The organism is Acidovorax sp. GW821-FHT09B03, from assembly GCF_059418305.1.
The window spans coordinates 320,411-338,554 of record NZ_JBWKPP010000001.1 but is presented as its reverse complement, the minus strand read 5'-3'; the positions used below and the strand labels follow the sequence as shown (position 1 = coordinate 338,554).

Sequence of the window (18,144 nt, the reverse complement as noted above, 5' to 3'; positions counted from 1 at the left end):
TGGCTGCGTGACGGCCCATCCACCCCGCTCCAAGCCCCGACGCCTCGGTGGGTGGGGTTGGGCGCTGGGCGCCATCGTTGTCGTTGCGCTGGTCACCAGCACGCTCTGGATCGAGAGGCTCGCTGGCGCACCGAAAGCCGGCACTGCATCCAGGGACGGCCCTGCGGCCAGTGCTGCGGCGCCCCAGGCCACGGATTTCCCGTGGGACCCCCAACTGGGCGCTGCCAGCGCGCCCGCAGCGGCTTCGGGAGCGCCGGCCGCGCAGCGGCCCCCCAGCCGCTTCAGCACGATGTCGGCCGCCTTCATGCCCCCCGCACGCCCCGTGTGGGAGATGCTGCGCAGCTACCCCGGCCCCTCGGTAGCGGGCATCGACGCCGACGTGGAGATGCTGGTCGCACTGAGCTATTGCGAGTACAGCGGCGACCTGCCAAGACAGCTGTGGGAGGGCCGCTCCCAGGGCAGCGCATCGGCGGCCCGCCTCAAGGAGCTCGATGCTCGGCATGCCCAGGCCACGGCGCTGTGCGCGCGGCTGTCGGACACAGACTATGCCTTGCGCACCGGGATCCTGCGCCTGCACGCGCGCGCCGGCAATGTGGACGCACAGCTGCACTTCCAGTACGTGGGGCCCACGGGCCGCCATGGGCCCGAAGGGTTTGCGGGGGCTCCCCAGAGCGATGCGCAACTGGCCGCCTGGTACCGGGAGGTGCTGGGCTATGCGCAGCAGGCCCTGATCGGGGAGCCCTTTCTGGCCGTGAGCACCCTGGCATGGCTCTATGACGCGGGCCCCAGCGTGCCGGCTGCCCCTGCCATCCATGACCCCGTGGAAGGCCATGCCTACCGCATCCTGCTGGCCCGGATGGCGCGCAGCCCGCAACATCTGGCCGACTTCATGCAGCGCGAAGAGGCCCGCCTGCCGCCCGGGCAGGTGGCCCAGGGCCGGGCACGCGCCGAGGCCATTGCGCAAGGCCTGGCGGCACAGCTCACAGCCCAGGGCAAGGACCTCCCCAGGGGCCTGCTGGGCCCCGCGACGGCAGAACCTCGCCAGCAGCCGGTGCCCTCGCCGTTCGCAGCACAATAGCGGCTTGTCCTCGAACCCTACCTCCCCCTCTTCTGCCTCCGCGCCCTCGGGCGCGCGTCCCATCGATGTGGCGCTGCTGGCCAGCGTGTTCGTCGTGGCCGCCTGCGGCCTGCTCTACGAGCTGGCGGCCGGCGCGCTCGCGTCCTATGTGCTGGGCGACTCGGTGCTGCAGTTCTCGACCATCATCGGCACCTACCTGTTCGCCATGGGCGTGGGCTCGTGGCTGTCGCGCTATTTCGAGCGCCAGCTGCCGGCGCACTTCCTGCGCATCGAGCTGCTGGTGGCCTTGATCGGCGGCGCGCTGCCGGCCACGCTGTTCCTGGCCAATGCCTACGCGCCCGGGGCCTTTCGCCTGCTGCTGTACGGCATGGTGTTCATGGTGGGCACGCTGGTGGGTCTGGAGATTCCGCTGGTCATGCGCATCCTCAAGCGCAACGTGGCGCTTAAAGACCTGGTCTCGCAGGTGCTGACCTTCGACTACCTGGGCGCGCTGGCCGTGTCCATGGCCTTCCCGCTGCTGCTGGTGCCGCACCTGGGGCTGATCCGCACGGGCCTGCTGTTCGGCCTCATGAATGCCGCGGTGGCGCTGTGGGCGGTGTGGTTGTTCCGCGACGAGCTGCGCCGCCTGCGCGCGCATGCCCTGGCCTGCGTCGCCGTGCTGGCGCTGCTGTTCGCAGGCCTGCTCGGGGCCGACCACATCACCAGCTTCGCCGAGGACAAGTTCTACCAGGACCGCATCGTCTTCAGCACCGCATCGCCCTACCAGCGCATCGTCGTCACCAACGGCAAGCTGGGCCACCGGCTGTACCTCAACGGCAACCTGCAGTTCGCCGAGCGCGACGAGTACCGCTACCACGAGGCGCTGGTCCACCCCGCGATGGCGGCGCACGGCGCGCCCCGGCGCGTGGCCGTGCTCGGCGGCGGCGACGGCATGGCCGTGCGCGAGATCCTCAAGTACCCCTCGGTCAAGTCCGTCACCCTGGTGGAGCTGGACCCGGCCATGACGCGCCTGTTCACCGACAACCCCACGCTCGCCCGGCTCAATGGCGAGGCGCTGCGCTCGCCCAAGGTGCAGGTGGTCAACACCGATGCCTTCCAATGGCTGCAGCAGTGCAAGGCCCCGGGCTGTGACGCGGCGGAGGATGTCTTCGACGTGATCGTGGTGGACTTTCCCGACCCGACCAATTTTTCCATCGGCAAGCTCTACACCAACAGCTTCTATGCGCTGCTGGACAAGCGCCTGGCCGCCAGCGGCTACGCCGTGGTGCAGACCACCTCGCCGCTGGTGGCGCGCCAGAGCTACTGGACGGTGGTGCAGACCATGGAATCGGTGGGCCTGCAGACGGCGCCCTACCACGCCCATGTGCCGAGCTTCGGGGAGTGGGGCTTCGTGGTGGCCAGCCGCCGGCCCTGGCGCATGCCCGAGGCGCTGCCGCCCGACCTGCGCTTCCTGAGCGCGGGCACGCTGCCCCTGCTGTTCGACTTTCCGCTCGACATGGCGCGCCTGCCGGCGGACGTCAACCGTCTGTCCAACCAGGCCCTGGTGCACACCTATGAGCGGGAGTGGGGCAAGGTCGCAGCGCACTGAATTCGGCACATCCCCCTGCGGGCGAGCTCTGGAAGCCCGCGCTGTTGCATCCATGCCGCGCGGATGTAACAAATCGGGGCGGCGGCGGGTTTCAAGACCCTATGGGTAAATCGCTCACGGGGTTGCCGGCAGAATGGAAACCAACGCTTACATTTGTCCGCCCCGATGCTTGAGAGATTCTTCGTTGTCGGCGCACAGCGGGATCCCCAGAATCTCTGGGGGCACGACCCCTGGCTCGTGGCCCTGTCGGTCGCGCTGGCGATTGCTTCCTCCCTCATGGCGCTGCACCTGGCCGCGCTGGCGCAGCGTGCGCCGGACCGGCTGCGCCGCAACCTGACCGTCGCCTCCGGTTCGCTGGCGTTGGGCGGCGGGGTCTGGTCCATGCACTTCGTGGGGATGCTGGCCTTCGACCTGTGCGCACACGGCCATTTCGAGCCCTCGGTCACGGCGCTGTCCTTTCTGCCCAGCCTGGTGGCGTCGTGGATCGCGCTGCACGTGCTCACCCAAAGGCAGCCCACGGGCCTGTCCATCGCCTGGGGCGGTGCCCTGGTGGGTGCGGGCATCGGCGTCATGCACTACGCCGGCATGTCGGCCTCCGACATGGCGCCGATGATCCGCTACGACGTGGGCGGCTTTGCGGCCTCCCTCGTGTTCGCGGTGGGCATGGCCATCCTGGCGCTGTGGCTGCGCTTCGGCATGCTGCGCGCCTGGGCGCGCCGGCCCTGGCTGAGCACGCTGCTGGGGGGGCTGGTCCTGGGGCTGGCGATCGCCGGCATGCACTTCATCAGCATCGCCGCCGTGCGTGTCTCCGGCAATGTGCCAGACCTGGGGCCGGTGCCCGAGCAGGCCCGCTACATGGCGCTGGCCATCGCGCTGATGGCCGTGCTGGTGGGGCTGGTGGTCACCACCGTCAACATCGGTCTTCGGGTCCGCTGGCTGCTGCGCAGGTCCGAGCAGAGCGAGTCGAGCCTGCGCGCGGTGGTGGAAACCGCCATGGACGCCATCGTCATGGCAGATGCGGACGGCACCATCCGGTCCTTCAACGGTTCGGCGCAGCGCATGCTCGGCTGGACGGCCGAGGAAGCCGTGGGCCGGCCCGTGCGCATGCTCGTGGACCCCGCCTATGCCGACACGCCGCACAGCTACCTGCCGCGCGACCTGTCGCGCGGCGAGGCGCGCCAGGTGGGCAAGGACAAGGACATCCACGTGGTGCGCAAGGATGGCAGCCTGGTGCCCGTGCGGCTGGTGGTCGGCCGCGTGGACCTGCCGGGGCCGCCGGTGCTCGTCGGCTTCCTGACCGACCTGACCGAGCGCCGGGCCATGGAGCAGGAGCGCCGGCGCGGCGAGGAGCAGCTGCGCTCGCTGGTGCGCAACATTCCGGGCGTGGCGTTTCGCTGCCGCTACGACGCCGACTGGTCCATGCTGTTCATCAGCGACGCGGTGGAGTCCCTCACGGGCTGGCCGGCCGAGGACTTCCTGGCCGGGCGCATCTCGTTCGGCCGCATCATCCACGAGGACGATGCCGCGCGCATCGGGGACCAGGTGGCGCGCGCCCTGGAAGCGGGTGCGTCCTATGTGCTGGAGTACCGGCTGCACACGCGCGATGGTGGTATCCGCTGGGTGTCCGAAACGGGCCGCGGTGTCTCGGGGCCGCAGGGGGAAGTCCGCTGGATCGACGGCGTGATCACCGACATGACGGCCTCCAAGGCGCAGAACGCCGAGTTCGTGGGCACGGTCACGGCCATCGGCCGCTCGCAGGCGGTGATCGAATTCGATCTCAAGGGCCGGGTGCTCACCGCCAACCGCAATTTCCTGGACCTCATGGGCTACACGCTCGCCGAGATCGCAGGCCAGCACCACCGCATCTTCTGCACGCCGGAGTACGCCGGGAGCCAGGCCTACCAGGCCTTCTGGGCGCGCCTGGGCCAGGGTGAGTTCAACGCGGGGGAGTACCTGCGCCTGGGCCGGGGCGGGCGCGAGGTCTGGATCCAGGCCACCTACAACCCGATCTTCGACGCGCAGGGGCGGGCCTTCAAGATCGTCAAGTTCGCCACCGACCTGACCATGCGCCGGCGCATGGAGACGGACCTGCGCGCGGCCAAGGAACAGGCCGAGCATGCGGCCGCGGCACGCAGCACCTTTCTGGCGAACATGAGCCACGAGATCCGCACGCCCATGAACGCCATCATCGGCTTCACCGAGGCGCTGCTCGATACGCCGCTCGAAAGCACCCAGCGCCGCCACCTGGGCACGGTGCACCATGCGGCGCGCTCCATGCTGCGCCTGCTCAACGACATCCTGGACACCGCCAAGCTCGAAAAGGGCGCGGTGGAACTGGAGGTCGCCGATTTCAGCCTGCGCGAGCTGTGCGACCAGATTCTGGCCTCGCTGCGCATCAACGCCGCCAAGAAGGGGCTGGAGGTCGTGCTCGACTATCCCGAAGGCGTGCCTGTCCACTGGCAGGGCGATGCCTTCCGCATCCAGCAGGTGCTGCTCAACCTGATGGGCAACGCCATCAAGTTCACGCACGAGGGCCGGGTCACGCTGCGCGTGGCCGGCGCCAATGCGCAGCTCGTGCTGCAGGTGGTGGACACCGGCATCGGCATCGACGCCGCCGGTGTGGAGCGCATCTTCGACCCCTTCGCGCAGGCCGATGCCTCGACCACGCGCCGCTACGGTGGCACGGGCCTGGGCACGACCATCGCCCGCCAGCTGGCCGAGCTGATGGGCGGCAGCATTGCGGTGGTCAGCCAGATGGGCCAGGGCAGCACCTTCACCGTGCGCCTGCCGCTGCGCACCGGCCAGCCGCCGGCGGATGCCGGCCCTTCGACGACCCGCGACTGGCTGCGCGCCCCCCTGCCCACGCTGCGCGTGCTGGCCGTGGACGACGTGCCCGCCAACCTGGAGCTGCTGCAGATCACGCTGCAGCGCGGTGGCCACAAGCTCACGGCTGTGGGCAGCGGCGCGCTGGCGCTCGAGGCCTTCGCGCAGCAGCGCTTCGACGTGGTGCTGATGGACCTGCAGATGCCCGACATGGACGGCCTGGAGGCCACACGCCACCTGCGCAGCTTCGAGCAGGCGCGCCGGCGCAAGCCGACCCCCATCGTGGCCCTGTCGGCCAGCGTGCTCGAACAGGACCGCCGCAATGCCCGTGCCGCCGGCATGGATGGCTTTGCCAGCAAGCCGGTGGAGCCGGTGCGGCTCATGGCCGAGATCGCGCGCGTGATCGGCGTGCGCGAAGACGGCGGTGATCCGGTGTTTGCCGTGGCCAGCATCTTCGGCGCCCTGCCTCCCGGCGAGGGGCTGCTGGCCCCGCCCGCCCGGCAACCGGCAACGGCCCCGGTGGCACCCGCCATCGAATGGGAGCGGGGGGTGCGGCTGTGGACGCAGGCACGCTACCTGCGCGAAGCCATCGAGCGCTTCATGCAGGAGAGCGGCGTGGCGCTGGCCGGCCTGCTGTCCGCGCACCAGGCCGACGACTGGGACAGCCTGGCGGCGCGTGCCCACCGCCTGCGCGGTGCGGCCGCCAACCTGGCGCTGCCTGCGGTGCAGCAGTATTCCGGCCAGATCGAGCAGGCGGCGCGCGAGCGCGATGCCGGCTCGGTGCAGGTGGCCCTGCTGGCCCTGGCCACGGCGCTCGATGCCGTGGGTGGTGCCTTGCTCAGCCCCCAGGCGCCCGATGCGCAGCGGCAGGGTTCGGCGCCAGCGCCTGCGCCGCTGCAGCAGGCCCAGCGCGAGCGCGTGCTGGCCGCCATCGCGGCCCTTGCCGCCGCCCTGGCGCAGGGAGAGCTGGCCGACGCGCCGCTGGCGGTGCTCGAGGGCGAGTTGCCCGCGGTCACGCTTAACGGCCTGCACGAGGCGCTCGACCGCTTCGACTTCGACGAGGCGCGCACCTGCCTGCAGGCCCTGCAGCACCATCTGCAGGCACCGTTGCAGCCGGGGCAAACGCATGTCTGACAATTGCACCCTTTGCCCCCGGCACCCGAAGGAAGCCCCATGACGGCCGCCCCCGAAGACCATCGCCCGCGCCTGCTGCTGGTGGACGACGAACCCACCAACCTGCAGGTGCTGCGCCACATCCTGCAGGAGGACTTTCGCCTGCTGTTCGCCACAGATGGTGCGCGCGCGCTGCAGATCGCCCAGCAGCAGCGGCCCGACCTGGTGCTGCTCGATGTGATGATGCCGCAGATGGACGGCTACGCCGTGTGCCAGGCCCTCAAGGCCGACCGGGCCACCGCGAACATCCCGGTGATCTTCGTCACCGCGCTCACCGACGTGCAGGACGAGGCGCGCGGCTTCGACGTGGGCGGTGTGGACTACATCACCAAGCCCGTGAGCGCCCCGGTGGTGCGCGCCCGTGTGCGCACCCACCTGTCGCTGGTGCGCACCGAGGAGCTGCGCGAGACCCGGCTGCAGATCGTGCAGCGCCTGGGCCGTGCGGCCGAGTACAAGGACAATGAGACCGGGATGCACGTCATCCGCATGAGCCACTTCGCCCATGTGCTGGCGCTGGCGCTGGGCCACTCGCCGGCCTGGGCCGAAGACCTGCTCAACGCCGCGCCCATGCACGATGTGGGCAAGATCGGCATCCCCGACGCCGTGCTGCGCAAGCCCGGCCCGCTCGATGCGGGCGAATGGGAGACCATGCGCCGCCACCCGCAGATCGGCGCCGAGATCATCGGCGAGCACCCCGGGGGCGTGCTGCGCCTGGCCCATGCCATCGCGCTCACGCACCACGAGAAGTGGGACGGCAGCGGTTACCCGAAGGGACTGGCGGGCGAGGCGATTCCCGTGGAGGCGCGCATCGTCGCGCTGGCCGACGTGTTCGACGCGCTCACCGCGCGCAGGCCCTACAAGGAGCCCTGGAGCACCGAGGACACCGTGGCCCACCTGCGCGCCCAGGCGGGCAAGCACTTCGACCCGGCGATGGTGGAGGTGTTCATCGCGCAACTGCCCCAACTGCTCGAAATCCAGGCACGCTGGAAAGACTGACCCTTGTCTTGCCAGGAGGGCTTGCGGGTGACGTAGAGTACGGCCCCATGTCCCTTGCGTCCCCCCTTTCCCTGCCCTCATCGCGCCGCCGGCAGCTGCTGCAGGCCGGTGCCCTGCTGGCCGCGGGGGCCGCGCTGCCCGGCTGTGAGAAGGCGCCACGCACGCTCGAAGGCGGTTTTGCCGGCATCGACATGCAGCGCGGCCATGCGCTGCGCGAGATGCTGCAAAAGGGCTCCCTGCCCGAGCCCGCCGTGGTGCGGCGCGCGCAGGTCATCATCGCCGGCGGCGGCGTGGCCGGCCTGGCGGCGGCGCGCGCGCTGCGCCTGGCGGGGGTGGAGGACTTCGCGCTGCTGGAGCTCGAAGACCAGGCCGGCGGCAACAGCCGCGGCGGCATGGTCGGCGGCATCGCCTGCCCCATGGGCGCGCACTACCTGCCCGTGCCCGGGGACGACGCCAGCGAGGTGCAGGACCTGCTCGAGGAACTGGGCCTGCGCCAGCGCGTGGCCGGCCGCTGGCGCTACGACGAGCGCCACCTGTGCCACAGCCCGCAGGAGCGGCTGTACTTCGAGGGCGAATGGCAGGAAGGCCTGCTGCCGGTGCAGGGCGTGGGCGAAGCAACGCTGGCCCAGTACCGCCGTTTCTCCGAGCGGGTGGATGCGCTGTCCAAGGCGGCGCGCTTCACCATGCCCATGCTCAAGGCCTTCGACGGCCGGCGGCCGCTGCCGCCCACGCACCAGGCGCTCGATGCCCTCTCGTTCGACGCCTGGCTCACCCAGGAGGGCCTCGACGATGCGCACCTGCGCTGGTACCTGGGCTACTGCTGCCGGGACGATTACGGCGCGGGCACGGCGCGCGTGTCGGCCTGGGCCGGCATCCACTACTTCGCCAGCCGCCATGGCTTCCATGCGCCGGGTGACGCGGACAGCGAGGACCGCGAGGGCGTGCTCACCTGGCCCGAGGGCAATGGCTGGCTCACCCAGCGCCTGGCGCTGCCGCTGCGGGGCGGCGGGCAACTGGCCACGGGCACCAGCGTGCTGCGCATCACCGAGGGGCGCCATGGCGTGGAGGTGGATGCGCTCAACCATGCCTCGGGCAATGTCGAGCGCTGGCAGGCACCGCGCTGCGTGGTGGCGCTGCCCGTGTTCCTGGCCGCGCGCGTGGTGCGCAACCCGCCCGCCTTCCTTGCCGAGACGGCGCAGCGCCTGTCCTGGGCCCCTTGGCTGGTGGCCAACATCCACATCGATGCGCCGCTGACCGACCGTGCGGGCGCTGCCCCTGCGTGGGACAACGTGCTGTATGCCGATGCCAACCCCGGCGGCCTGGGCTACGTGGACGCCGGCCACCAGCGCCTGGACCCGCGCCCCGGTCCCACGGTGCTCACCTACTACCAGGCCCTGGGCGACCTGCCCGATGGCCGCCAGCAGCTGGCCACCCAGCCCTGGACCCACTGGGCGCAGGCGGCCATGCAGTCACTGGCCGGCCCGCACCCCGACTTGGCCCAGCGCGCCACGCGCATGGACATCACACGCTACGGCCATGCCATGTCCATCCCCACGCCGGGGCTGCTGGGCTGGCTGCACCAGCCGGGCCGCTACCGGGCGCCCGACAAGCGCGTGCGCCTGGCGGGCGGCGAGCGCGTGGCCGTGCTGCCCACGCCGGCCACGGCGCGCCTGGTGTTTGCGCACAGCGATTGGTCGGGGTATTCGGTGTTCGAGGAAGCCTTCACACGCGGCCATGCGGCGGGGCTGGTGGCAGCAGGCTAGGCCAAGCGGCGCTTCAATGCAGCCACCGCGCTGTCCACCGTGGTCAGCACCGGCAGGCCGGTGACCGCCGCGCACATGCTGCGTGCGCGCGCCATGCTGAACTGCGCCAGCGCGATCACCTCGCAGCCCTCGCGCTGCAGGCGCTGGGCCTGCGCGGCGACCAGGCTGTCGTGCAGGTCGCCGTTGCCCGCGTTCAGGGCCGCCATGGCCCCTTCGGCCAGGGCCAGTTGCAGTGGTGTGCCGGGCGGAAACTCCGGCGGCATGGACTGGAGCGTGGGCGCAAAGCTGGCGATCAGGCCGATGCGCCGGCCCGTGGCCACGGCTTCTTCGACCATGGCCTCGTTGGGTTTGAGCACCGGGATCTGCGCGTGCCGCGCCGCCACGCGCTCGATGCACGGGCCGAAGGCCGAGCAGGTGAACAGGATGCCATCGGCCCCCGTGCCCACGGCATAGTCCGCCAGGGCCTCGAAGCGCGCGTGCATGGCCGCGTCCAGCCCCCTGCCCTCGCGTGCCAGGTCGGCCGAGAGGCTGTCGTCCAGCAGGTTCATGCGCACGGCCTCGGGCCAGTCGTGTGCGAAGGCGTCGTTGATCGGCGCCACCGAATGGGCGAGGGCGTGGATGAGGGCGATGCGGGTCATGGCGGGGCACGGTGCAATCAGATGCCCTTGGAGCTGGGGTTGGCGAAGGCGTCGCGCGTCTCGGCGTTCAGCGGGTAGTTGATGCTCACGTTCTTGGGCGGAATGGGCTGCATGAACCAGCGGTTGTACAGCTTTTCCATCTCGCCGGACTTCATCATGCCCGTGACCACGCGGTCCACCAGCGCCTTGAACTCCGGGTCGTCCTTGCGGAACATCAGCGACTGGTTCTCGGTGCGCAGGCCCTCGCCGACGATGGCAAAGTCCTTGGGGCTGCGGTGGGTTGCGATCAGGCCCGCGAGCAGGATGTCGTCGAGCACGAAGGCGGCGGCGCGGCCCGTCTCGACCATCAGGAAGGAGTCGGTGTGGTCCTTGCCCGCCAGCTGTGTGATCTCCAGGTTCTTGCCCTTGTCGGCCTCGCGCAGCAGGCGCAGCGAGGTGGTACCGCTGGTGGCCACCACCGACTTGCCCTGCAGGTCGGCCACACCCTTGATGCCCGAGTCGGCGCGCACGGCCATGCGCACGTTGTAGCGGAAGATGTCGGGCGAGAAAGCCACCATCTGCTGGCGCTCGACCAGGTTGGTGGTGGAGCCGCATTCGATGTCCACCGTGCCGTTGGCGACCAGCGGGATGCGATTCTGCGAGGTCACGTTCTGGTACTTCACCGCGATCTGCGGCAGCTGGAGCTCGGCCTTGATCGCCTCCAGGATGCGGTTGCAGATGTCGATGCTGTAGCCCACCGGCTTGCCGCCGCCGTCCAGGTACGAGAAGCCGAACGAGGCCTCGCGGTGGCCGTAGGTGATGGAGCCGCTGTCGCGGATCTTCTTGAGCGTGCCGCCCGCCGGGCTCTGGGCCTGGGCGGTTCCACAGGCCAGCAGCATGGCCAGCGCCAGGGTGGCGGGGAGCAGCGTTGTCGTCAGGGTCTTCATCGGCATGGGAGCACCTTTCAGGTCAGGGGAGGGGCAGGGAGGGTTCGGGGGATAAAGCTCAGCAGGGGCTGGGCTGGCGCGGCAGCGCGGCGCTCAGGGTCACGGCGTCGATGGCCTGGGCCAGCAGCGCGGCGATGGCCGCGAGCTGCTCGCGCGAGGCGATGTAGGGCGGGGCCAGCAGCACGTGGTCGCCCACATTGCCGTCCACCGTGCCGCCGAAGGGGTAGCACAGCAGGCCCAGGTCCATGGCCTTCTTCTTGAGGCGCGAATGCACCTTCTGCGCGGGATCGAACGCGGCCTTGCTGGCCCGGTCGGCCACCAGCTCCACGCCCCAGAAGAAGCCGCGCCCGCGGATGTCGCCCACGTGCGGGTGGTGGCCCAGCGCATCGCGCAGCGCCTGGCCCAGGAAGTCGCCGTCCTCGCGCACCTTGGCCAGCAGGCCGTCGCGCTCGATGACCTGCTGCACCGCCAGCGCGGCCGCGCAGGCCACGGGGTGGCCCAGGTAGGTATGGCCGTGCTGGAAGAAGCCGCTGCCCTGCGACATAGCGTCCACGATGTGCTTTTGCGCCAGCACCGCGCCGATGGGCTGGTAGCCGCCGCCCAGGCCCTTGGCCACGGTGATGAGGTCGGGCACCACGCCCTCCTGCTCGCAGGCATGCAGGGTGCCGGTGCGGCCCATGCCGCACATCACCTCGTCCAGGATCAGCAGCACGCCATGGCGGTCGCAGACCTCGCGCACCGCCTTGAAGTAGCCGGGCACGGGCGTGAGCACGCCGGCCGTGGCGCCCCCCACCGTCTCGGCGACGAAGGCCAGCACGGTATCGGGGCCGCGCGCGACGATGGCCTCCTCCAGCTCGCGTGCCAGGCGCAGGCCATAGGCCTCGGGCGTCTCGCCGGCCTGCTGCTCGCGGTAGGGGTAGCAGGGCGCCACGTGCGTGGCCTCCACCAGGAGGGGCGCGAAGGGGGCGCGCCGCCAGGCATTGCCGCCCACGGCCAGCGCGCCCAGGGTGTTGCCGTGGTAGCTCTGGCGCCGCGCGATGAAGTGCGTGCGCTGGGGCTGGCCAATCTCCACGAAGTACTGGCGCGCCATCTTGAGCGCGGCTTCCACGGCCTCGGACCCGCCGCTCACGAAGTAGGCGTGGCTGGTGCCGGCCGGGGCCGTGCGCACCAGCTGTCCGGCCAGTTGCTCCGCCACCTCGGTGGTGAAGAAGCTGGTGTGTGCATAGGCCAGGCGGTCGATCTGCGCGTGCATGGCGGCCAGCACTTCGGGGTGGGCATGGCCCAACGAGGACACGGCCGCACCGCCCGAGGCGTCGAGGTATTCGCGCCCCGCAGCATCGCGCAGGTACATGCCCTGCCCGCCCACGGCCACGGGCGGGGTGTGCAGAAGGTGGCGGTGAAAAACGTGGGTCATGCCAGGGTCTCCGGAACAGGTGCAAACAATAGATGGAACAAATGTACCGTAAAATCAAATTAAATGGAACATGTGTTTTGTTGCTGGTGCCAGGTGGAACACCTGCACCGGGAAGTGATCCGCTACAGTGCTGCGACCACCACTCCTGCGCATGCACCGCCACCCGCCATGGGCCTGAAAGACACCCTCCGTGACCGGTTCGACGGCATGACCGCCACGCAGCAGAAGGCCGCACGCTTCGTGCTGGAGCACCCGAACGACGTGGTCACGGCCTCCATGCGCACGGTCAGCGCGCGCGTCGGGATCCCGCCCGCCACGCTGGTGCGCTTTGCGCAGCTGCTGGGCTTCGACGGCTGGCCCGAGCTCAAAGCGGCGCTGGTGCAGGACATGGGCCTGGGCTCCGAGCCCTATGCGCACAAGGCGCGCAGCCTGGTGGACCGCGCGCGCGATGGCGGCGGGCTGGCCGGCGAGATCTTCGCGGTGCACCACCAGAACCTGGACGCCACCGAGCACGCCAACGGCGATGCCCTGCCGCGCGCCGCGGCGCTGCTGGAGAAGGCGCGCGCCGTGCACGTGGCCGGCTTTCGCGCCTGCCACCCGGTGGCCTATTCGCTGATGTACGTGTACCGCCTGTTCCGTGACAGCGTTCACCTGCTCGACGGGATGGGCGGCTCGCTGGAGATGCAGCTGCGTGCCCTGCACAAGGGCGATGCGGTGGTGGTCATCAGCTTCAGCCCCTACTCGCGCGAGGCCATCGCCGTGGCGCGCCAGGCGCGCGAGGCCGGCTGCCAGGTGCTGGCACTGACCGATTCGCCCGCCTCGCCGCTGGCCCTGCTGGCCAACGAGGTGCTGCTGTTCTCCACGCACAGCCCGTCGTTCTTTCCCTCCATCGCGGGTGCGCAGGCCCTGTCGGAGGCGCTGCTGGGCCTCTTGGTCAGCCGCGCGGGCAAGCCTGGCATCGGCCGCATCGAGAGCGCCGAGGCCCAGCTCTTCGCCACCGGCGCCTACCTGCCGCCCGCACCGTCGCCATGACGCAGGCAGAGCCCGGCGGCGTGCACGTGCACATCAGCGTGCCGCTCCAGCAGCTGGATCTGTACGCGGGCCATGCCCTGGTGCGCAGCTATGCCGTGTCCACGGCGCTGCAGGGCGTCGGCGAGATGAACGGCAGCGGCTGCACGCCGCGCGGCCTGCACCGGGTGCGCGCCAAGGTGGGCGCGGGCTGCGACGCCGCCACCGTGTTCGTCGGACGCCGGCCCACGGGCGAGCGGTACACGCCCGGGCTCGCTGCCGAGCACCCGGGGCGCGACTGGATCCTGTGCCGCATCCTCTGGCTCACGGGCTGCGAGCCGGGCGTGAACCGCGGCGGCGCGGTGGACACGCTGCGCCGCTACATCTACCTGCATGGCTGCCCCGACGGCACGCCGCTGGGCGTGCCTGCCTCGCACGGCTGCGTGCGCATGGCCAATGCCGATGTGATGGACCTGTTCGAGCGGGTGGCGGTGGGCACGCCGGTGCGCATCGTGCCCTGAGGCGGCCCTGTTCTGTCACGCGCCCGTCACGCGCACCGGGCATCGTCGCCGGTTTACATTTCCTGCCGTCTGCGACCATGTCCCGACTCTCCACCATTGCCGCCAGCGCCCTGCTCGCCTGCGCTGCCGCTGCTTCCCTTACCGCCCAGGCCCAGCAAGCCTACCCTGCCACGCTGGCCGGCCATGCCGTGATGCCCGCCATGAGCCTGGTGCCCGCGCCCAAGGATGCACCGCAGGACCTGCAGGTCAGTGGCAAGTTCACCACGGGCAAGCGCGTGGAGGCCCTGGGTTCGGTCGAAGGCCTGTCGGGCGGCCGCCCCACCGGCATCTCCCTGCCCTTCGCGGGCCAGCCGCTGCAGGGCCACTCGGGCATCAAGCGCATGGCCGATGGCTCGTTCTGGATCCTCACCGACAACGGCGCCGGTGCCAAGGCCAATTCGCCCGACTTCATGCTGCACCTGAGCCACTACCAGGTGGATTTCAAGGCCGGCCAGTTCAAGCGCCAGGCCACGGTGTTCCTGCACGACCCGGACAAGAAGGTGCCGTTCCGCATCGTCCACGAAGGCACGGACAAGCGCTACCTCACGGGCGCGGACTTCGACCCCGAGAGCTTCCAGTTCGCCGGCGGCGCGCTGTGGATCGGCGAGGAGTTCGGGCCCTACCTGATCAAGGCCGACCTGTCGGGCCGCGTGCTCGCCGTGTTCGAAACCCAGGTGGATGGCAAGGTCGTGCGCTCGCCCGACCACCCGGCCATCACCACCGCCGGCGCGCCCGATGCTAAGGCCCCGGCCTTCGAGGTCAAGCGCTCCAAGGGCTACGAAGGCATGGCCTCGTCCAAGGACGGCAGCAAGCTCTATGCCCTGCTCGAAGGGCCGCTGTGGAACGAGGCCGGCAAGGCCTACGAAGCCGTGGACGGCAAGCAGTACCTGCGCGTGCTGGAGTTCGACGTGAAGGCCGAGCAGTGGACCGGCCGCCACTGGAAGTACGTGCTGGAAGCGAACCACCACGCCATCGGCGACTTCAACATGATCGACGGCACCACCGGCCTCATCATCGAGCGCGACAACGGCGAAGGCACGGCCGACAAGGCCTGCCCCGAAGGCGCCAAGCGCGCGGATTGCTTCCACGACCTTGCCAAGTTCAAGCGCGTCTACAAGATCGAGCTGACCGAAGCCAACGTCGGCGGCCCGCTGCGCAAGGTGGGCTACATCGACCTGCTGTCCATAAAGGACCCGCAGCGCCTGGCCAAGAAGCCGCTGAACAACGGCGTGCTGACCTTCCCGTTCTTCACCATCGAGAACGTGGACGTGGTGGACGGCACGCACATCGTGGTCGGCAACGACAACAACCTGCCCTTCAGCTCCAGCCGCGAGCCGAACAAGGCCGACGACAACGAGCTGGTGCTGCTCGAGGTGGGTGAGCTGTTGCGCGCGAAGTAAGCACCACGCTCCCTGTGCAAAAGGGCTGCCCCGAAGGCAGCCCTTTTGCATGGCGGGCAGCACGTTGCGGGGCCGGGTGGCAAAATCGGCAGCCACACCCTGAAAGCCGCGCCACCATGTTCACAGGCATCGTTCAAGCCACGGCAGGCATTGCCGCCATCCATGACCGCGCAGGCCTGCGCACCTTCACGCTCGATTTTCCCGAAGGCTTCTGCCAGGACCTGGCCATTGGTGCCAGTGTGTCCACCGATGGCGTGTGCCTCACGGTGACCGAGATCCTTTCGCCGACACAGGCCAACTTCGATGTGATGCAGCAGAGCCTGAACATCACCACGCTGGGCAGCTATGGCCAGGGCGACCGCGTGAACGTGGAGCGCGCGGCCAAGGACGGCGCCGAGATCGGCGGCCACCCGCTGTCGGGCCACATCGATTTTTCGGGCACGCTGGCCAGCGTGCGCGAGTTCGACAACAACCTGGTGTGGCGCGTGGCCGTGCCGCCCGAGTTCCGCCGCTACGTCTTCGCCAAGGGCTACATCGCCATCCATGGCGCCAGCCTCACCGTGGCCGAGGTGAACCGTGCCGAGGGCTGGTTCGAGGTCTGGCTGATCCCCGAGACGCGCCGCGCCACGGTGTTCGAGGTCAAGAAGGCCGGCGACCAGCTCAACATCGAGATCGAGCGCAGCACCCAGGTGGTGGTCGACACCGTGCGCGAGGCTGTGCAGGAAAGCCTGGGCCGGCTGCAGCCCGTGCTCGAAGCCCTGCTCAAGGAAAAGGGCCTGTCGCTGGAGGATTTCGTCCAGCCCCCGGTGCTTCCCCACTGAGGCTCAGTCGGCGACGTAGTCGAGGAAGCCCGTGACGCGGCGCAGGCGCCCGTCGGCATCCACGTCGGCCACATCGGTGCCGCGCGCCACGGGCTCGGCGCCCGGGGCCGCAAGCGCCCAGGAAAAGCGCACCACGCTGTGGTGGCCCTCGGGCGTGCCCAGCAGCGCAAAGCGGTAGCCGGCAAAACGCTGCTGTGCGCCCGCGATCAGCGCGGCCAGGCCGTCATGGCCCCGGCCTTCCATCATGGGGTCGAGGTAGTGCACGTCGGCACTGAAGACGCCGCGCACCAGGCGCCCGCGTTCGGTCGTGTCGGTGGCATTCCATGCGGCAATGTAGCGCGCGGCGATGTCGGGGGCGGCGCTGGCGGCGGTCGGTGCAGAGGATTCAACGGTGTTCATGGCAACTCCTGAAGGCAAGGGGTGGAAGAATGCGTGTCGGATGCACGGGCATCCCACGCAGCCCATTCTTCGCGGCGGCCCCGCCTGCGTCGATGACCTGGCGCGTCATGCGCCGGGGGGCGCAGCGGGATAATCCGGGCCCTGCATGCCGAATTCATTGCTTCCCCCTTCCCCCGTACCCGGTGCGCCGCGCGCGCTGCAGCTGCACGACCTGCCCGGCCTGCTGCAGGTGCAACTGGCCTGCTATGGCGAAGGCTTCGTTGAAAGCGGCGAGGTGTTTGCGCGCCGGCTCGCCAGCCCGGTGAACTGCTCGCTGGTGCTTGAACGCGCTGGCCAGGTCTGTGCCTACCTCGCGGCCTACCGCTCGGTGCAGGGCAAGGTCACGCCGCTGCACGGCGACTTCGAGGGCCCGCCCGGCGCGCCCGACACCCTGTACCTGCACGACATGGCGGTGCTGCCGGCCTGTGCGGGCCAGGGCCTGGCGCAGGCGCTGCTCACACCTCTGTGGGCGCAGGGGGCTGCCTGGGGCCTGCGCCACACGGCCCTGGTGTCGGTGCAGGGCTCGCAGGGCTACTGGGAGCGCCATGGCTACGCCGTGCAGCCTCTCGCCGATGCGCTGCAGCGCGAGCGGCTGGCGGACTATGGCGAGGGCGCGGTCTACATGGTGCGCGGGCTCTAGCCAGTGTTGCTGCCCTGCGCCACGATCCAGGCGTGGAAGCGGCGCAGACCGGGGTCGATCAGCGCCTCGGGCCGGTACACTAGGTGGTAGGCCAGCGGGGTCGCAAGGGGCTTGCAGTGCACCGAGACCAGTTCGCGCGCCTGCAGTTCCTGCTGCACCAGTGCGTGCCGCACCAGGGCAAAGCCGCGGCCGGCCACGGCGGCCTCGATGGCAGCGTTGGAATGCGCGAACACGACACCGCCCTCGCAGTCCACATCCGCCACACCATGCGCCTGGCACCACAGGCGCCAGTCGCCGCGGTGCTCGTCGTGCAGCAGCCGGGCGCTGGTGATGTCGGCCACGCGCGCCGTGCGGCGTGGGGCCAGCAGGCGCGGGCTGCACACGGGCACCAGGTCATCGGCCACCAGCACCTCGGACTGCAGGCCGGGGTAGGCACCCTGCCCGTGGCGCACGGCAAAGTGCACACCCTCGGCAGCCAGGTCCACCGTGCGGTTGGTGCTGCCCACATGCACGTCCATGTCGGGGTGTTGTTGCAGAAAGCCTTGCAGGCGCGGCACCAGCCACTGCACGGCAAAGCCCGGCGTGCAGCTCACCAGCACCACCTGGCGCCGGTTCGCCGAGGCGATGCGCGAGGTGGCGTGCCCGATCATCGCCAGGCCCTCGGCGCAGGCCACCTGGTAGTCGCGCCCGGCGGTCGTGAGCGCCAGGCCGCGCGGTTGGCGCTCGAACAGCGCGCAGCCGAGGAAGTCCTCGAGCTTGCGTACCTGCTGCGAGACGGCACCGGGCGTGACGTGCAGCTCTTGGGCCGCGCGGCGCACGCTGGCATGGCGGGCGGTGGCCTCGAAGAAGCGGACGGCGATCAGGGGAGGCAGGCGCAT

At 70.2% G+C, this 18,144-nt stretch carries 15 protein-coding genes; 10 read left to right on the top strand and 5 right to left on the bottom strand.

What is annotated here, in order from left to right:
• Positions 1–7: 7 nt before the first annotated feature.
• From AC07PA_RS01525 to AC07PA_RS01505, 5 genes are all read left to right on the top strand, one after another.
• On the top strand, positions 8–1,078 hold the full coding sequence (locus AC07PA_RS01525) for a hypothetical protein (protein ID WP_494603711.1): 1,071 nt from the start codon (positions 8–10) through the stop codon (positions 1,076–1,078).
• Positions 1,079–1,082: 4 nt separating this feature from the next.
• Entirely contained in the window at positions 1,083–2,666 is a 1,584-nt protein-coding gene (locus tag AC07PA_RS01520; RefSeq protein ID WP_494603713.1) for a polyamine aminopropyltransferase, read from the top strand.
• Between the two features lie 165 nt (positions 2,667–2,831).
• A complete protein-coding gene (locus tag AC07PA_RS01515) occupies positions 2,832–6,623 on the top strand; it encodes a PAS domain S-box protein (protein ID WP_494603715.1) in 3,792 nt (1,263 codons plus the stop codon).
• Positions 6,624–6,662: 39 nt separating this feature from the next.
• Positions 6,663–7,658 (top strand): response regulator, encoded by a 996-nt coding sequence (locus AC07PA_RS01510; protein WP_494603717.1) that lies wholly within the window; start codon positions 6,663–6,665, stop codon positions 7,656–7,658.
• Between the two features lie 47 nt (positions 7,659–7,705).
• Positions 7,706–9,421: an FAD-dependent oxidoreductase gene (locus AC07PA_RS01505; protein WP_494603719.1), complete on the top strand. Its 1,716-nt coding sequence runs from the start codon at positions 7,706–7,708 to the stop codon at positions 9,419–9,421.
• Here the strand turns inward: AC07PA_RS01505 and AC07PA_RS01500 are convergent.
• From AC07PA_RS01500 to AC07PA_RS01490, 3 genes are all read right to left on the bottom strand, one after another.
• Positions 9,418–10,059: an aspartate/glutamate racemase family protein gene (locus tag AC07PA_RS01500; protein ID WP_494603721.1), complete on the bottom strand. Its 642-nt coding sequence runs from the start codon at positions 10,057–10,059 to the stop codon at positions 9,418–9,420. The two genes, AC07PA_RS01505 and AC07PA_RS01500, sit on opposite strands and share 4 nt — an antisense overlap.
• A 17-nt stretch (positions 10,060–10,076) precedes the next feature.
• Positions 10,077–10,937, bottom strand: coding sequence for a transporter substrate-binding domain-containing protein (locus AC07PA_RS01495; protein WP_494604128.1), 861 nt, complete (start codon positions 10,935–10,937; stop codon positions 10,077–10,079).
• Positions 10,938–11,043: 106 nt separating this feature from the next.
• The gene (locus tag AC07PA_RS01490; RefSeq protein ID WP_494603723.1) at positions 11,044–12,399 is read right to left on the bottom strand and encodes an aspartate aminotransferase family protein; all 1,356 of its coding nucleotides are present in this window, start codon (positions 12,397–12,399) and stop codon (positions 11,044–11,046) included.
• 168 nt (positions 12,400–12,567) lie between these two features.
• Between AC07PA_RS01490 and AC07PA_RS01485 the strand changes: the two genes are divergently transcribed.
• The 4 genes from AC07PA_RS01485 (at position 12,568) to AC07PA_RS01470 (ending at position 16,188) form a co-directional block, all read left to right on the top strand.
• On the top strand, positions 12,568–13,431 hold the full coding sequence (locus AC07PA_RS01485; RefSeq protein WP_494603725.1) for a MurR/RpiR family transcriptional regulator: 864 nt from the start codon (positions 12,568–12,570) through the stop codon (positions 13,429–13,431).
• Positions 13,428–13,928, top strand: coding sequence for a L,D-transpeptidase family protein (locus AC07PA_RS01480; protein ID WP_494603727.1), 501 nt, complete (start codon positions 13,428–13,430; stop codon positions 13,926–13,928). Before AC07PA_RS01485 ends, AC07PA_RS01480 begins: the two co-directional genes overlap by 4 nt.
• Positions 13,929–14,005: 77 nt before the next feature.
• Positions 14,006–15,367 (top strand): esterase-like activity of phytase family protein, encoded by a 1,362-nt coding sequence (locus AC07PA_RS01475; protein WP_494603729.1) that lies wholly within the window; start codon positions 14,006–14,008, stop codon positions 15,365–15,367.
• A gap of 116 nt (positions 15,368–15,483) precedes the next feature.
• On the top strand, positions 15,484–16,188 hold the full coding sequence (locus AC07PA_RS01470) for a riboflavin synthase subunit alpha (RefSeq protein WP_494603731.1): 705 nt from the start codon (positions 15,484–15,486) through the stop codon (positions 16,186–16,188).
• A gap of 3 nt (positions 16,189–16,191) precedes the next feature.
• Here the strand turns inward: AC07PA_RS01470 and AC07PA_RS01465 are convergent, their stop codons facing one another.
• On the bottom strand, positions 16,192–16,587 hold the full coding sequence (locus tag AC07PA_RS01465) for a nuclear transport factor 2 family protein (RefSeq protein ID WP_494603733.1): 396 nt from the start codon (positions 16,585–16,587) through the stop codon (positions 16,192–16,194).
• Between the two features lie 145 nt (positions 16,588–16,732).
• Here AC07PA_RS01465 and AC07PA_RS01460 point away from each other — a divergent pair, with 145 nt between their 5' ends.
• Positions 16,733–17,266 (top strand): GNAT family N-acetyltransferase, encoded by a 534-nt coding sequence (locus AC07PA_RS01460; protein ID WP_494603735.1) that lies wholly within the window; start codon positions 16,733–16,735, stop codon positions 17,264–17,266.
• On the opposite strand, the gene gcvA is transcribed toward AC07PA_RS01460, so the two are convergent.
• Positions 17,263–18,144, bottom strand: a complete 882-nt coding sequence (gene gcvA, locus AC07PA_RS01455; protein WP_494603737.1) for a transcriptional regulator GcvA — start codon at positions 18,142–18,144, stop codon at positions 17,263–17,265. The two genes, AC07PA_RS01460 and gcvA, sit on opposite strands and share 4 nt — an antisense overlap.

Coding starts and splice junctions, on each gene's coding strand:
- AC07PA_RS01515 (WP_494603715.1), top strand. CDS start 2,832: ATGCTTGAGAGATTCTTCGTTGTCGGCGCACAGCGGGATCCCCAGAAT.
- AC07PA_RS01510 (WP_494603717.1), top strand. CDS start 6,663: ATGACGGCCGCCCCCGAAGACCATCGCCCGCGCCTGCTGCTGGTGGAC.
- AC07PA_RS01505 (WP_494603719.1), top strand. CDS start 7,706: ATGTCCCTTGCGTCCCCCCTTTCCCTGCCCTCATCGCGCCGCCGGCAG.
- AC07PA_RS01500 (WP_494603721.1), bottom strand. CDS start 10,059: ATGACCCGCATCGCCCTCATCCACGCCCTCGCCCATTCGGTGGCGCCG.
- AC07PA_RS01495 (WP_494604128.1), bottom strand. CDS start 10,937: ATGCTGCTGGCCTGTGGAACCGCCCAGGCCCAGAGCCCGGCGGGCGGC.
- AC07PA_RS01490 (WP_494603723.1), bottom strand. CDS start 12,399: ATGACCCACGTTTTTCACCGCCACCTTCTGCACACCCCGCCCGTGGCC.
- AC07PA_RS01485 (WP_494603725.1), top strand. CDS start 12,568: ATGGGCCTGAAAGACACCCTCCGTGACCGGTTCGACGGCATGACCGCC.
- AC07PA_RS01480 (WP_494603727.1), top strand. CDS start 13,428: ATGACGCAGGCAGAGCCCGGCGGCGTGCACGTGCACATCAGCGTGCCG.
- AC07PA_RS01475 (WP_494603729.1), top strand. CDS start 14,006: ATGTCCCGACTCTCCACCATTGCCGCCAGCGCCCTGCTCGCCTGCGCT.
- AC07PA_RS01470 (WP_494603731.1), top strand. CDS start 15,484: ATGTTCACAGGCATCGTTCAAGCCACGGCAGGCATTGCCGCCATCCAT.
- AC07PA_RS01465 (WP_494603733.1), bottom strand. CDS start 16,587: ATGAACACCGTTGAATCCTCTGCACCGACCGCCGCCAGCGCCGCCCCC.
- AC07PA_RS01460 (WP_494603735.1), top strand. CDS start 16,733: ATGCCGAATTCATTGCTTCCCCCTTCCCCCGTACCCGGTGCGCCGCGC.
- gcvA (WP_494603737.1), bottom strand. CDS start 18,144: ATGCGCCTGCCTCCCCTGATCGCCGTCCGCTTCTTCGAGGCCACCGCC.